Below are 13613 nucleotides of genomic sequence, written 5' to 3'. Positions count from 1 at the left end.
CGGCGAGGAAAGGGCAAGGCGAAACGGTGAAGGGCTCTCATGCGTGAGGTGAACGAGAACGCGTCGGCGACCGCCGACCAGCGGGCGATCGCGGAGGCGATCGAACGGGGCGGCGTCGGCCTGACGGTGTCGGACCTGTTGGCGAGGGTCACGGGTACTGCTGAGGCGTCGGTACCGTCGCAGGACACAGCTCCACCCACGCCCCACCGGGCCGCCGCCCCGAGCGCGCCGCCCCCGTCCCAGCCGCGTGACCTCGACGAACTCGCCGCCGCGATAGCCGCCGTCGCGGGCCGTCACGTGCCCGCCGGACAACTGGCGCCCGACGCCGACTTCTTCGACGCCGGCGGCACCTCCGTGAGCGCGGTGGAGCTGGTCTCCGCGCTGGAGGACGAGCTCGGCGTGACGGTCGATCTGGACGAGGTGTTCGCCGATGCCAGGCCGATCGCCCTCGCCAAGCACGGGCTGTCCGCTACGGCAACCGCAACCGCCGTACCGGAAGCGCCTGTTCGCGCCGCGCCGCCGGCCGTGGTTCGACCCGCGCAGCTCGCCACCTCGTCGGACGCCACGGCCCGCCCCGAGGATCTCACCCAGATCCTGGCCGACCTGGCGCTCGCCGACCGCCTCCCCTTCGTCGCCTCGCCCGAGCCGCTCCCCCCGAGCCGCATCCTGCTGACCGGCGCCACCGGCTTCCTCGGCAGCCATATGCTCCTGGACCTTCTGCGCCACAGCGACGCGCACGTCTACTGCCTGGTCCGGGCCGCCGACGAGGAGGCGGCCGTGGCCCGGCTCGGTGAAGCGCTCAAGAGCTATGCGCTGCCCTGGTCGTCGGAGGTCCGTCGCCGCGTCACCGTGCTGCCGGGCGACATCCGCCAACCGCACCTGGGTCTGTCCGACGAGGTCTGGAACACCCTCACCCACGAGCTGGACAGCGTCGTCTCCGTCGCCGCCGCCGTGGACTTCCTGCGGGGCTACCAGTCGCTGCGTACCAGCAACGTCCTCGGCGCCCTCACCCTGGCCGAACTCGCCGCGACCGGACGCCCCAAGCCGCTGCACCACATCTCCTCCATCGCCGTCTTCAACGAGGTCGGCATCCCGTCCATGGGCGAGGACGACCCCCTCGCCCACATCGACCGCCTCATCGCGGGCTACGACCAGACCAAGTGGGCCGCGGAGGTCGCTCTGCGCCGCGCCCGCGACCACGGCCTGATCGTCACCGCGATGCGCCCCGGCGGCATCGGCGGCCACACCAAGACCGGCGCCTACAACGCCCAGGACCTCAGCAGCGGTCTCATCTCGGCCTTCGGCCGCTTCCGTACCGTCCCCGCCTTCCGTTACCTCAACGCCGCCCCGGTCGACTGGGTCAGCCGCGTCGCGGTCGCCGTCGTGTGCGAGCCGGACGCCTGGGGCTTCGACTACAACCTCACCGGCGTCCCCAACACCCTCGACGACGTCGTACGGGACATGGCGTTCGGCGGCATGCACGTGCGCGTCCAGGACTGGGACGAGTGGCGCGTCGACGCCCTGGCCCGCCTGGAGGCCGACCCGATCCCCGAACTGACCTTCCTCAGCCGCGTGTTGCAGAGCCCCACCGCCCTGAAGCTGTGCGAGGCCACCCTGAAGGGCCCGGCCTCCGTCGCCGACCGCACCGACGCCCTCGTCGAGGCCCTCGGCCTGCCGCCCGCCGTCCGCTACGACGCCCGGGCCCAGCTCAAGACGTTCGAGCGACTCGCCGGCGACGGCCTGGCCCGCCTCCCGCACAAGGACGACCAGCCCTACCTGTGGTTCACCGAGACCACCCGAGGCGGCGTCGGCCCCATCGACGGCAGCCCCGACACGCCCTGCTCGATGTCCCTGACCCTCTCCATCGCGAGCATGCACCAGCTCGTGACGGACCGCCGCGTCGACGTGAGCGGCGAGGTCACCTGCCCGGCCCTGCACCCCGAGCCGCTGACCGTGACCCACGGCGACATCTGGATCCGCCCCGACGAAGGCATCCCGCACCGGCACGGCCTGCGCCACCAACTCCTTCGCTACCGACTGGAGTTGACGGACCGCGAAGGCGGCCGCTGGTGGCTGGAGGGCCATAAGTACGCACGCGCCCGCCGCGACGTCTGGCGTCAGACCCGCGCCCTGACCGTGGAACTCGGCCGCGAGGGCGAACCGGCGAGCCTGGCGGGGGAGGTCGTCGTCCCCGCGGATTCCTACGTACGCGACCAGATCGACGGCATCAAGGTCGACCCGCGTCTGACCGGCCAGGAGAAGCGCGCCGCGAAGCTCACCTGGCTCGCCTGGTTCGGCCTGGAGATGGGCCGCGGACTGGTCGGCCCCTTCGCCCGTGCCGCCGCGGACCTGCTCGACCTGCGTCGCACCCAGACCCCCACGGAGCAGCACCGATGATCTTCCGGACGACGAACCCCAGGGCCGCCCGGCCCGCCCTGCGCAAGGTCAGGTCCACCCCCGCCCTGCGCCCCCTGCGCCACCGGCTCGACCCGGCGAAGGTCGAGGAGATCCCGTTCCGCGCGAGCGACGGCGTACGCCTCGGCCTGACCCGCGTCGACCCGGGCGACCGAGACCGCCCCGCCGTCCTGCTCCTGCACGGGCACACCGCCTCGGCCGACATGTTCCTGCTGCCCGAGACCCGCAACATGGTCGACGTCCTCCTCGACGACGGCTACGAACCCTGGCTGCTCGACTGGCGCGGGAGCTGCCGGCTGCCGTACAACGAGACCGGCGGCCGCTACACCTACGACGACGTCGCCCTCTACGACATCCCCGAGGCCGTCGCCCACATCCGCACCCGCATCGGCGACCGCCCCCTGTTCGTGGTCGCCCACTGCATCGGCTCGCTCACCCTGTCGCTGAGCATGACGGCGGGCCTGGTGCCGGGCCTCGCGGGTGTGGTGTCCCAGGGCGTCTTCCTCACTCCGAAGCTCGCGGGCCGCACCTCCCTGACCATGACCCTGGCAGGGGAACTGCTGAAGTCCCGCATCGACCACATCCCCGTCGACTTCCGCAAGGTCGGCCTGTGGTCGAAGTACACCCCGCTGTTCGCCCTGGCCTCCCGCAAGGCGAGCTGTCCTGACCCCACCTGCCAGATCCTGCACAACTCGGCCTGGGGGACCGGCGCCTCCCTCTTCGTCCACGAGCACCTGACCGACACCACCCACGGCAGGCTCGCCGAACTCCTCGGCCCCGCCCCGCTGTGGATCCTGCCGCACCTGCGCCGCATCGAACTGGCCCGCACCGTCGTGCGCTGGCACGACACCGATCACCGCTACCGGGCGCTGCCGCAGAACGCCCTCGACGCCGCGGCCCGCATCGACACCCCGGTCCTGCTCCTGGCCGGCAGCGAGAACGGCCTGTGGCTCGACTCCCAGCGGCTCTGCCACGACGTCCTCGCCCGCCGCCGGCCCGAGCTGGACGTGACGTACACCGAGATCCCCGGCTACGGCCACCTGGACACGTTCCTCGGCAGGGGAGCGGCCCTCGACGTGTTCGGTCACATCCTCGATTTCCTCGGCGAACGACGGTGACGGCAGCACGCGCGGCCGGATACCGTACCGGTCGGTAACCAAGACGCATTCCAGGAGGCCACCCATGCCGCAGCTCGAAGTCGACGGCGCGACGCTGACGTACGACGACGAGGGCCCCCGCGACGGCGAGGGTGTGCCCCTGGTGTTCGTCCACGGCTGGACGGCCAACCGGCACCGCTGGGACCACCAGATGGCCCACTTCGCCGAGAAGCGGCGCGTGGTCCGGCTCGACCTGCGCGGGCACGGCGAGAGCACCGGGGCGGGCGCGCGCAGGGTCGACGACCTGGCCCAGGACGTCCTCGCCCTCCTCGACCACCTGAAGATCGAGCGGTTCGCGATCGTCGGCCACTCGATGGGCGGCATGATCGCCCAGACCATCGCGCTCGCCCACCCTGAGCGGGTCGAGCGCATGGTGCTGGTGAACTCCATCGGGAAGATGGCCTACAACCGCGGCCGCGCCCTGCTGATGGCCGCCTCGACCCTCGTCCCGTTCAAGCTGTTCGTCGCCACCAACATCCAGCGCGCCTTCGCCCCCGGCTACCCGCGCGAGGAGATCCGCGAGTACATCCGCGCCTCGGCCGACACCCCGCGCGAAGTCGTCATGACGCTCTACGGCGCCATGCGTGCCTTCGACGTGCTGGACAAGGTCGGGGAGATACAGGTGCCGACCCTCATGGTGCACGGCTACCACGACATCCAGCTTCCCCTCGCCCAGATGCTGCGCATGGCCAAGGCGTATCCGGACGCGGTGGTCCGCGTCCTGGACGCCGGTCACGAACTGCCCTTGGAGAAGCCCGCCGAACTGACGACGGCACTCGACCGGTTCCTCACCGGGCACGCATAGGCGGCCGGCCGCGGCGATCGGGCCCCGGCCCGCGCACGTGCTTTATTTAAGTGTTGCCTTATATAAGCAGGAGCTGGCATAGTGAGGTCCGTGCACGCTTTCGATGTGCTGGGTGATCCGGTACGACGCCGGATATTGGAGCTGCTCGCCTCGGGTGAGCAGGCGTCGGGCGACATCAGTGCCGTGATCCAGGACGAGTTCGGGATCTCTCAACCCGCCGTGTCGCAACACCTGCGGGTGCTGCGCGAGAGCGGCTTCGCGTCCGTACGGGCGGAGGGCACGCGGCGGCTGTACGCCGTCGACGCGGCACCGCTGCGGGAGGTGGACGCATGGCTGGAGAGATTCCGCGGTTTCTGGGAACAGCGGCTCGACGCCCTCGGAACCGAACTCGCGCGAGGCAAGCGCGAACGCAGACTGAGAAGGGAAGCGAACGAGGATGAGTGAGATCGTCGACGAGCTGAACCGCCTGCACCGGCGGGTCGGTGTGCGCCAGGTCGAGGCGGGCGAGGCCCGCACGGTGCTGCTGCGGCGCACCTACGACGCCGAGGTCGCCGACGTGTGGGACGCGGTGACGTCGCCGGAGCGGATCAGCCGCTGGTTCCTGCCCGTCAGCGGGGAGTTCAAGGTCGGCGGGCGCTACCAGTTGGAGGGCAACGCCGGTGGCGAGATCCTGGACTGCCAGGAGCCGGCCCGGCTGAGGGTTAGCTGGCTGTACGGGCCCGACCCGGGGTTCAGCGAGGTCGAGGTGCGGCTCACGCCTGAGGGCGAGGAGCGGACCGTACTGGAGCTGGAGCATGTGGCCGTGGTGCCGGAGGGCTTCTGGGGTCGGTTCGGCCCGGGTGCGGTCGGCGTCGGCTGGGACCTCGGGCTCCTGGGGCTCGGTATGCACCTCGCCGGCGGCGGGATGAGCAAGGAGGAGGGCGAAGCCTGGCAGCTCTCGGACGAGGGGAAGGCGTACGCGACGCGCTCGGGCGAGCTGTGGGGCGAGGCCTATGCCGCCTCGGGTGTCGACGAGCAGACGGTGGCATCGACCACCGCGGCGACGATCGCGTTCTACACAGGGGCCGCCGAGGGTGCCGGCGATCAGTCGTAGAAGTCATCGAAACATTCGATGGGGCGATGCCGGGTATTTAGGCAGCTTTTCTTGAGCCAATCGCATTTTGTGGATGTGGCGTCTGTTGACGTCTGGGTGAGGTGCTCCTAGGGTCTGCCGCGAAATTCGGAAATGACTCCGAAACTTTCGACCTCGAAGAAGGGGACGAGATGGTGACCCGCACATCCATCGATCCGCCTCCCGAGCGCCTGCCCCGGCGCTCGCGCGTCCGCACCGCACTGGCTCTCGGCCTGGCCGGCCTGCTCGGCGCGGCCGGTGTCGGCGCCCTCACCGGCACCGCCCAGGCCGCGAGCACCCTCGGCGCGGCGGCGGCCGAGAAGGGCCGCTACTTCGGCGCCGCCGTCGCCGCGAACCACCTGGGCGAGAGCGCGTACGTCTCGACGCTCAACACCGAGTTCAACTCGGTTACCCCGGAGAACGAGATGAAGTGGGACGCCACCGAAGGCACCCGCGGCACCTTCACCTTCGGCTCCGCCGACCAGGTCGTGAACCACGCCCAGAGCCGGGGCATGAAGGTCCGCGGCCACACCCTGGTCTGGCACTCCCAGTTACCGGGCTGGGTCTCCGGACTTGGCACCGCCGACCTCAGATCGGCGATGAACAACCACATCACCCAGGTCATGCAGCACTACAAGGGCAAGATCCACTCCTGGGACGTCGTCAACGAGGCCTTCCAGGACGGCAGCAGCGGTGCGCGGCGCAGCTCGCCCTTCCAGGACAAGCTCGGCAACGGCTTCATCGAGGAGGCGTTCCGCACCGCCCGTGCCGCGGACCCGGCCGCCAAGCTCTGCTACAACGACTACAACACCGACGGCGTCAACGCGAAGAGCAATGCCGTCTACAACCTGGTCAGGGACTTCAAGTCCCGTGGCGTGCCGATCGACTGCGTGGGCTTCCAGTCCCACTTCAACAGCGCCTCTCCGGTCCCGTCCGACTACCAGGCCAACCTCCAGCGCTTCGCCGACCTCGGCGTGGACGTGCAGATCACCGAACTGGACATCGAGGGCTCGGGCACGGCACAGGCCAACAACTACACCAATGTGGTCCGCGCCTGCCTGGCCGTCTCGCGCTGCACCGGCATCACCGTCTGGGGCGTCACCGACAAGTACTCCTGGCGCGCGAGCGGAACGCCCCTGCTGTTCGACGGCAACTACGTCAAGAAGCCCGCGTACACAGCGGCACTGACCGCCCTCGGCGGCTCTTCCAGCGGCGGCACCCCCGGCGCCGGCTGCACGGCGACCTACAGCAAGGCCGAGGAGTGGAGTGACCGCTTCAACGGCAAGGTCACCATCACCGCCGGGAGTTCGGCCATCAGCACCTGGACCGTGAACGTCACGGTGACCTCTCCGCAGAAGGTCTCCACGACCTGGAACGGCACTCCGAGCTGGGACAGCAGCGGCAATGTCATGACGATGAGGCCGAACGGCAACGGCAGCCTGGCCGCCGGAGCGTCCACCAGCTTCGGCTTCACCGTCATGAAGAACGGCAACAGCGCGGCCCCGGTGATCGGCTCCTGTACGGCGTCCTGACCGGCACCGGGTGGTTCGGGTCCGGCGCGGGTGCCGCCCGCTCATGGCGTCCGCGCCGGACCGCCGGCCCGCTCAGCCGGCGTGCAGGGTCCGCTTGGCGAGATCGTACGCCGGGAGCATCGCCCGGTGCTCGTCGGTGTCCATCCCGCCGAGGTGGATGACGACGGGCCCCCGCTTCGTGGTGACGGCCAGCGCGGACTCCTCCTTCGTCTCCTCCAGGAGCTCGCTCGTGACGAGGTACTTCACTTCCGCGCCGGACAGGCCGCCCGCCTCGAAGGTGCTGTACTTCGCCTTGCTCGCGCCCTTCTCCGCCGCAACGAAGGCTTCCAGGACACCACGTGCGTCGTCGTCACCGGGCTCGCCCGTCCAGACGCGGAGGAAGCCGATGTTCCCCGCCGGCTTGGCGTCGACCTCACAGGCGGCCGTGACCGGGCCCTGGTGCAGGAGCGCATCGGCGATCTCCTGGGCCAGCTCGCTGTCGGGCTCCGCCGAGCCGTCACCGCCGTCCGTCCCGGAGTCGATGGCCTCCGCCTCCCAGTCCTTCGCGATGTCGAAGGTGACGGGAAGCGGGCACGCCGACCCGGCCGCGCCGATGGTGCCCCCGCTCTTGACCGCCGTATCGCTCGCGTCCGCCGCCGCGTCGGCCGACGCCGAAGCGCTCGCCGACGTCCGCGCGTCGTCCTCCGTCGCCCCCGAACAACCCGTCAGCACCCCGGCCAGCAAAGCCACCTGGGCCAGCCGACGTCGTACGGGTCCCGCCCCCACCAGCATCTTTGTCGCTCCCCTCCCGATCTTGCTCAGGCGGCACACAGTATCCGAGAGCCACCGACAGGGCAGGCCCTCGCCCCGCGGCATCATGAGGTGATGACCTCGCTGACCTTCGAGCGCCACTGCGACGAGATCGTCTCCCAGACCGAACGGCTCACGGCCCATGTCCGCGGCGCGGACCTGACCACCCCGGTGGTCACCTGCCCCGGCTGGAACCTGGGCCAGTTGCTGCGGCACGTGGGTGGCGACCACCGCTGGGCGGAGGAGGTCGTGCGGACCCGGGCCGCCGGTCCGGTCCCCGACGACCTGGTCAACGACCTCAGCGCGTACACCGACGAGGACAAGTCCGTCCTGATCCCGTGGCTCACCGAGGGCGCACTGCGGCTCAGCGCCACCCTCCGCGCCGCAGGGCCCGACGCCCGGGCGTGGAACCCCTCGGCGGACCGGCCGGCGCCGGTGGCGTTCTGGGCGCGGCGCATGACGTACGAGACCGTCGTGCACCGGGCCGACGCGGCCCTGGCGGCCGGTGCCCGGTTCGGGCTCGACGGCGATCTCGCCGTCGAGGCGGTCGAGGAGTGGCTGGAGTACTCCACCTTCCCCGAGGCGTTCGAGCCCCGGCCGGACCTGCCCGACCTGCTCGGCCCCGGCCGTACGCTCCGCTTCGACGCGACCGACGCCGGTGCATGGGTCGTCGACCTCACCGGCGAACGGCCCGTCTGGCACCCGGGCGCCGACGGGGCGGCCGCGACCGCACGCGGCCCGGTGGCCGACCTGCTGCTGTACTTCTACAAGCGGCCCGCGCCCGCCGTGCAGACGAAGGGCGACACCGCGCTGCTCGACCTGTGGCGGACCCGCGCGGGTTTCTGGCTGGAGGCGCCCGACGAGTGAGCCGGCCGGCGGACCGCGTGACCACTTTGACGTCACTGTGGAGTGGAGTGCAGACGCTCCACGGAGACCATCCCCGGGGCGGCGTACCAAGGCCGTAGCCCCGAGGTCCCGGCCCCCGGCGGATTTGCCGAACCGGCAAGAGGCTTTGTCGTGTTCGCCAGGGTCCCGCAGGCTTCATGGACGTGGACCGGACGGACCCCGCGCCCGTCCGGGTCCCGCCACTACACCTGCGCATCGGGAGGCGACATGACCGAGACCCACCCCCTCACGGCCGCCGAGTTCTGGGAGGCCCGCTACCGCGACGGCGGCCGGCTGTGGAGCGGCCGCCCCAACAAGCTGCTCGTCCGTGAAGCCGCCGACCTCGCCCCGGGCAGCGCGCTCGACCTCGGCTGCGGCGAAGGGGCGGACGCGGTATGGCTTGCCTCGCGCGGCTGGCGGGTCACCGGCGTCGACGTCTCCCACACCGCCCTGGAGCGGGCCGCCGGACATGCCGTCGAAGCCGGGGTGGGCGACCGCTCCGCCTGGGAACGCCACGTGCTGGGCGAGACGTTCCCCGAGGGCTCCTTCGACCTGGTGAACGCACAGTTCCTCCAGTCGCCGGTCGAGTTCGACCAGCGGCGCGTCCTGCGGCGGGCGGCACAGGCCGTCGCGCCCGGCGGCACCCTGCTGATCGTCATGCACGCCGGCTGGCCGTCCTGGCAGAGCGAGCCGCCCTTCGAGGCGCAGTTCCCGACGCTGGACGGCGTCCTCGATGAACTCGCCCTGCCGGAGACCGACTGGACCGTGGAGACCATGGAGGCGGTGCGCAGTGTGAGCGTGTCGCCCGAGGGCGTGGAGGGCTTCCGGGACGACAACGTCTGGCGCGCGCGGCGCGGGAACGGCTGACCCGGCCCCCAAGGGCGTGCGCCGCAGGGCGCGGGCCCTCGGGTCCGTCGGCGACTGCGGGCCGCCGGTGACTGGTCGCGCAGTTCCCGCGCCCCTCAAGGGGCTACATGCCCCCCGCCTGCGCCGACACCTCGTCCAGCACCTCGCGCGCGACGTCCAGCGCGGCCTCCCGGTCGGCCGGCACCAGCCCGATTCGGGTCCGCCGGTCGAGCAGGTCGGACTCGTCCAGCGCACCCTCGTGACGTACGGCCCACAGGAGTTCGGCGCCGGTGACGGGATGGCCCGCCAGCACGGGTTCGGCGAGACGGGGATGTTCCGCCCCGAGCGCCTGGACGGCCGGTGCCTCGGTGCCGTAGCGCTGGACCAGTCGGCGCGGCGCGCGCAGCGAGCCCAGAGCGTCGGGTGACGCGGCGCCGACGAGGGGCAGGGAGGCGGTGGGGGAGGGACCGGCCGTGAGCCGGTGGGTGGCGACCGCCGCGTCGACGGCGTCCTCGGCCATTCGCCGGTAGGTGGTGAGCTTGCCGCCGACCACCGTGGTCACGCCCTCCGACGAGGTGAGGACCGCGTGCCGGCGGGAGATGTCGGAGGTCCGCGGCGCCCCGGAGCCGGCCGCCGACGCGGTGTCGAGGAGGGGGCGCAGGCCGGCGAACGCGCCGACGACGTCGTCACGCCGGACCGGGACGTCCAGGACCGAGCCGAGGACGTCCAGCAGGAAGCCGATGTCCGTCTCGGGGACTTCGGGCACGTCGGGGACGTCACCCTCGACGGGCTCGTCGGTGAGGCCGACGTAGACCCGGCCGTCGCCCTGCGGCAGGACGAGGACGAAGCGGTTGGTCTCCCCGGGGACAGGGACGTGCAGCCCTGCGGGCAGGGGACCGAGGTGGTCGGAGCGCAGCACGAGATGGGTTCCGCGCGAGGGGCGGATCCGGATGCCGTCCACCAGGCCGTCCGCCCAGACGCCGGACGCGTTGATCACGGCGCGGGCCCTGATCTCGCCCTCCTCGCCGGTGAGTTCGTCGCGGATGCGGGCGCCGGACGCGGTGAGCTCCAGGGCCCTGACGTGGGTCAGGATCCGGGCGCCGCGTGCGGCGGCGGTGCGGGCGACCGCCGTCACCAGCCGGGCGTCGTCGGTGAGCCGGCCGTCCCAGGACAGCAGGCCGCCGCGCAGGCCCTGGGTGCGCAGGGCGGGGGCGAGGTGCCGGGTCTCCACCGTGGACAGGCGGCGCGGGGCCGGCAGGGTGGCGCGGGCCGTGCGGGCCGCCAGGCGCAGGGCGTCACCGGCCCGGAACCCGGCCCAGGCCAGGGTGGACTGGGCGCGGGAGACCAGCGGCGTCAACGGCAGCACGAACGGCTGGGCACGCACCAGATGCGGTGCCGTGCGCTCCATCAGCACGCCGCGCTCGACCGCGCTCTCGTGGGCCACGTCGAGCTGGGCCGAGGCGAGGTAGCGCAGCCCGCCGTGGATGAGCTTGCTGCTGAAGCGCGAGGTGCCGAAGGCGAGGTCGTGGGCGTCGACGGCGGCCACCGTCAGACCCCGGGCGGCGGCGTCCAGGGCGACCCCGGCACCCGTCGCGCCCAGGCCGACGACCAGGACGTCCACGGCCGGACCGCCGACCGTCTCGGTGAGTTCGCGCGAGCGCCGGGCGGCGGACAGCGACGATCTGGAGGCCGGGGGAGTGACAGGGGTCATGGCGTGAGGGTCCTCTCCAGGATGCTGCGCAGTTCCGCCAGGAAGGCCTCGCTGCTCAGGTCGGCGTCGTCCTCGTCGGTCATGGTCCGCAGCGACAGGGTGAAGGACTGGACGATCAGCAGCAGGGACCGCGCCTGCCGTTCCACATGGCCGGCGCGCACCGAGCCGTCGGTGTGGCCCTCCCGCACGGCGTCCGCGAGCAGGGCGAGAAGCGCCTCCTGGCTCGCGCCCCGGCGGTCGAGGACGTAGGGAAGGAGCAGTTCGGGATCGACGTCCACGATCTTCTGGAAGAGCGGGTGGGCGCGGAAGGACCTCACCCCGGCCACGAGTCCCTCGACGATCAGGTCGCGCGTGTCCGTCCCGGGCCGTCGTTCGGGCATGGCTCCCGTGGCCACCGCGACCCACTCGCGGGTCATCAGGTCCCCCACCAGGGAGCGCACATCGGGCCACCGCCGGTACAGCGTCATCCGGGAGACGCCCGCGCGGCGGGCCACGTCGGTCAGCGTCGTACGGCGGACTCCGACGGCCAGGACACAGTCGCGCACCGCGTCGAGCACCGTGTCGCTGTCCGAGTGGTTGTGACGAATAGGCGTCATGTGTCACAGTGTAACGCCTGCGAGGCCGTCCGGGACACGGCATCGCTCGAATCGACCGGTGAGGACGACAGTCATGGACATGCTGTGGAGCGGCTGGGGCGACCCGGCCAAGGCGGCGCCGCTGCCCGAGACCGTGATCGGCCTGCTGCGCGATCTTCTCGGAGTCAAGCCGCGCACCGCCGGTCCGGTCGCCCTGGAGGACATCGCCGTACCTCAGCCGGGACTCGAACCCGCCGCGCGCCAGGCTCTGTCGGCCGCGGTCGGCGGCGAGGAGCACGTCCGCACCGACGCGGAGACCCGCATCCGGCACACGCGCGGCAAGTCCACGCCCGACCTGCTGCGGATCCGTGACGGCGAGGTGGACGACGTGCCGGCGGCCGTCGTCCTGCCCGCCACCCACGACGACGTCCTCGCCGTGCTGCGCGCCTGCGCCGAACACGGCCTGGCCGTGGTCCCGTTCGGCGGCGGCACCTCCGTCGTCGGCGGACTCGCCCCCTCCCGGCGCGGCGCCTTCGTCGCCCTGGACCTGCGCCGCATGGACGCGCTGCTCGCCGTCGACCCGGTCTCCCGCACCGCCACGCTGCAGCCCGGACTGCGCGGGCCGCAGGCCGAGGCGCTGCTCGCCGAACACGGCTTCACCCTCGGCCACTTCCCCCAGTCCTTCGAGTGGGCGAGCATCGGCGGATTCGCCGCCGCCCGCTCCAGCGGCCAGGCGTCCGCCGGATACGGCCGTTTCGACGAGATGGTCCTGGGCCTGACCGTCGCCACCCCCGAGGGCACCATCGACACCGGCCGGGCGCCTCGCTCGGCGGCCGGCCCCGACCTGCGCCAGCTCCTGCTCGGCTCGGAGGGCGCGTTCGGCGTCATCACCTCGGTGACCGTGCGGATCCGGCCCGTCCCCCGGGCCTGTGTGTACGAGGGCTGGCGGTTCGCCTCATTCGAGGAGGGTTCCGCCGCGCTGCGCCGCCTCGCCCAGGACGGACCGCGCCCGACGGTGCTGCGGCTGTCCGACGAGACCGAGACCCTGATCGGCCTCGCCCAGCCCGACGCCATCGGCGGCTCCGACGCCGCGCAACAGGCCGCGGGCTGCATGGCGATCGCCGGGTACGAAGGCACGGACGAGGACGTCGCCCACCGCAGCGAGCACGCCGCGGCCGTCCTGCGCGACTGCGGCGGAACGCCGCTCGGCGAGGAACCGGGGGAGCGCTGGGCGCACGGCCGCTACTCGGCCCCGTACCTGCGGGACTCCCTGCTGGACGCCGGGGCGTTCGTCGAGACGCTGGAGACGGCGGCCTTCTGGTCACGCGTGCCCGAGCTGTACGCGTCGGTCCGCGACGCCCTCGCGACGACGCTCACCGAGGCCGGCACCCCGCCGCTGATCATGTGTCACATCTCCCACGTCTACGAGAACGGCGCCTCGCTGTACTTCACCGTCGTCTCGGCGCAGGGCGACGACGCGATCGCCCACTGGGAGAAGGCCAAGCACGCCGCCAACGAGGCGATCCTCGGCGCGGGCGGCACCATCAGCCACCATCACGGTGTGGGCACCGACCACCGGGACTGGTACGTCCGTGAGGCGGGGCCCCTGGGCGTCGAGGCACTGCGCGCCGTCAAGCGCAAGCTGGACCCGGCGGGGCTGCTCAACCCCGGCGTCCTCCTGCCCCTCGACTGAGCCCGGCCCACCCGCCGTACGCTCGACCGAGCCCGGCGCCACCGCTCCCGCATGGAGCCCGGCGCCACCGCTCTCGCCCGACCCGGCCGGGTAC

General features: G+C 72.1%; 12 protein-coding genes. 9 read left to right on the top strand and 3 right to left on the bottom strand.

From position 1 onward, the window contains the following. Positions 1–39: 39 nt before the first annotated feature. From ACZ69Q_RS31145 to ACZ69Q_RS31120, 6 genes are all read left to right on the top strand, one after another. A complete protein-coding gene (locus tag ACZ69Q_RS31145) occupies positions 40–2397 on the top strand; it encodes a thioester reductase domain-containing protein (RefSeq protein WP_471048082.1) in 2358 nt (785 codons plus the stop codon). Continuing rightward, positions 2394–3533, top strand: a complete 1140-nt coding sequence (locus ACZ69Q_RS31140) for an alpha/beta hydrolase (protein ID WP_471048079.1) — start codon at positions 2394–2396, stop codon at positions 3531–3533. Before ACZ69Q_RS31145 ends, ACZ69Q_RS31140 begins: the two co-directional genes overlap by 4 nt. Before the next feature lie 64 nt (positions 3534–3597). Next, entirely contained in the window at positions 3598–4377 is a 780-nt protein-coding gene (locus ACZ69Q_RS31135) for an alpha/beta fold hydrolase (protein WP_471048076.1), read from the top strand. A gap of 81 nt (positions 4378–4458) precedes the next feature. Then, the gene (locus ACZ69Q_RS31130; RefSeq protein WP_471048074.1) at positions 4459–4821 is read left to right on the top strand and encodes an ArsR/SmtB family transcription factor; all 363 of its coding nucleotides are present in this window, start codon (positions 4459–4461) and stop codon (positions 4819–4821) included. Then, positions 4814–5470, top strand: a complete 657-nt coding sequence (locus tag ACZ69Q_RS31125; RefSeq protein WP_471048071.1) for an SRPBCC domain-containing protein — start codon at positions 4814–4816, stop codon at positions 5468–5470. The genes ACZ69Q_RS31130 and ACZ69Q_RS31125 overlap by 8 nt, the downstream gene beginning before the upstream one ends. Before the next feature lie 170 nt (positions 5471–5640). Continuing rightward, positions 5641–7020, top strand: a complete 1380-nt coding sequence (locus tag ACZ69Q_RS31120; protein ID WP_471048068.1) for a glycoside hydrolase family 10 protein — start codon at positions 5641–5643, stop codon at positions 7018–7020. Positions 7021–7092: 72 nt separating this feature from the next. Here ACZ69Q_RS31120 and ACZ69Q_RS31115 read toward each other — a convergent pair whose 3' ends face one another. After that, the gene (locus ACZ69Q_RS31115; protein ID WP_471048066.1) at positions 7093–7791 is read right to left on the bottom strand and encodes a lipoprotein; all 699 of its coding nucleotides are present in this window, start codon (positions 7789–7791) and stop codon (positions 7093–7095) included. 93 nt (positions 7792–7884) lie between these two features. Here ACZ69Q_RS31115 and ACZ69Q_RS31110 point away from each other — a divergent pair, with 93 nt between their 5' ends. Together ACZ69Q_RS31110 and ACZ69Q_RS31105 are read left to right on the top strand one after the other, a co-directional pair. Beyond that, the gene (locus ACZ69Q_RS31110; RefSeq protein ID WP_471048063.1) at positions 7885–8676 is read left to right on the top strand and encodes a maleylpyruvate isomerase N-terminal domain-containing protein; all 792 of its coding nucleotides are present in this window, start codon (positions 7885–7887) and stop codon (positions 8674–8676) included. Between the two features lie 246 nt (positions 8677–8922). Further along, on the top strand, positions 8923–9561 hold the full coding sequence (locus ACZ69Q_RS31105; RefSeq protein ID WP_471048060.1) for a class I SAM-dependent methyltransferase: 639 nt from the start codon (positions 8923–8925) through the stop codon (positions 9559–9561). A gap of 103 nt (positions 9562–9664) precedes the next feature. Here the strand turns inward: ACZ69Q_RS31105 and ACZ69Q_RS31100 are convergent, their stop codons facing one another. Further along, positions 9665–11251, bottom strand: a complete 1587-nt coding sequence (locus ACZ69Q_RS31100; protein ID WP_471048057.1) for a glycerol-3-phosphate dehydrogenase/oxidase — start codon at positions 11249–11251, stop codon at positions 9665–9667. Then, positions 11248–11847 (bottom strand): TetR/AcrR family transcriptional regulator, encoded by a 600-nt coding sequence (locus ACZ69Q_RS31095; protein WP_471048054.1) that lies wholly within the window; start codon positions 11845–11847, stop codon positions 11248–11250. Before ACZ69Q_RS31095 ends, ACZ69Q_RS31100 begins: the two co-directional genes overlap by 4 nt. Before the next feature lie 73 nt (positions 11848–11920). On the opposite strand from ACZ69Q_RS31095, the gene ACZ69Q_RS31090 reads away from it, so the two are divergent. Continuing rightward, entirely contained in the window at positions 11921–13519 is a 1599-nt protein-coding gene (locus ACZ69Q_RS31090; protein WP_471048051.1) for an FAD-binding oxidoreductase, read from the top strand. The last annotated feature ends 94 nt before the right edge of the window (positions 13520–13613 follow it).

Source organism: Streptomyces sp. NPDC036764, from assembly GCF_055609385.1.
This window is presented reverse-complemented; position numbering and strand designations above follow the sequence as displayed.

Bases quoted from the DNA above. Each gene is read 5' to 3' on its own strand.
- ACZ69Q_RS31145 (WP_471048082.1), top strand. From the start codon at position 40: ATGCGTGAGGTGAACGAGAACGCGTCGGCGACCGCCGACCAGCGGGCG.
- ACZ69Q_RS31140 (WP_471048079.1), top strand. From the start codon at position 2,394: ATGATCTTCCGGACGACGAACCCCAGGGCCGCCCGGCCCGCCCTGCGC.
- ACZ69Q_RS31135 (WP_471048076.1), top strand. From the start codon at position 3,598: ATGCCGCAGCTCGAAGTCGACGGCGCGACGCTGACGTACGACGACGAG.
- ACZ69Q_RS31125 (WP_471048071.1), top strand. From the start codon at position 4,814: ATGAGTGAGATCGTCGACGAGCTGAACCGCCTGCACCGGCGGGTCGGT.
- ACZ69Q_RS31120 (WP_471048068.1), top strand. From the start codon at position 5,641: ATGGTGACCCGCACATCCATCGATCCGCCTCCCGAGCGCCTGCCCCGG.
- ACZ69Q_RS31115 (WP_471048066.1), bottom strand. From the start codon at position 7,791: ATGCTGGTGGGGGCGGGACCCGTACGACGTCGGCTGGCCCAGGTGGCT.
- ACZ69Q_RS31110 (WP_471048063.1), top strand. From the start codon at position 7,885: ATGACCTCGCTGACCTTCGAGCGCCACTGCGACGAGATCGTCTCCCAG.
- ACZ69Q_RS31105 (WP_471048060.1), top strand. From the start codon at position 8,923: ATGACCGAGACCCACCCCCTCACGGCCGCCGAGTTCTGGGAGGCCCGC.
- ACZ69Q_RS31100 (WP_471048057.1), bottom strand. From the start codon at position 11,251: ATGACCCCTGTCACTCCCCCGGCCTCCAGATCGTCGCTGTCCGCCGCC.
- ACZ69Q_RS31095 (WP_471048054.1), bottom strand. From the start codon at position 11,847: ATGACGCCTATTCGTCACAACCACTCGGACAGCGACACGGTGCTCGAC.
- ACZ69Q_RS31090 (WP_471048051.1), top strand. From the start codon at position 11,921: ATGGACATGCTGTGGAGCGGCTGGGGCGACCCGGCCAAGGCGGCGCCG.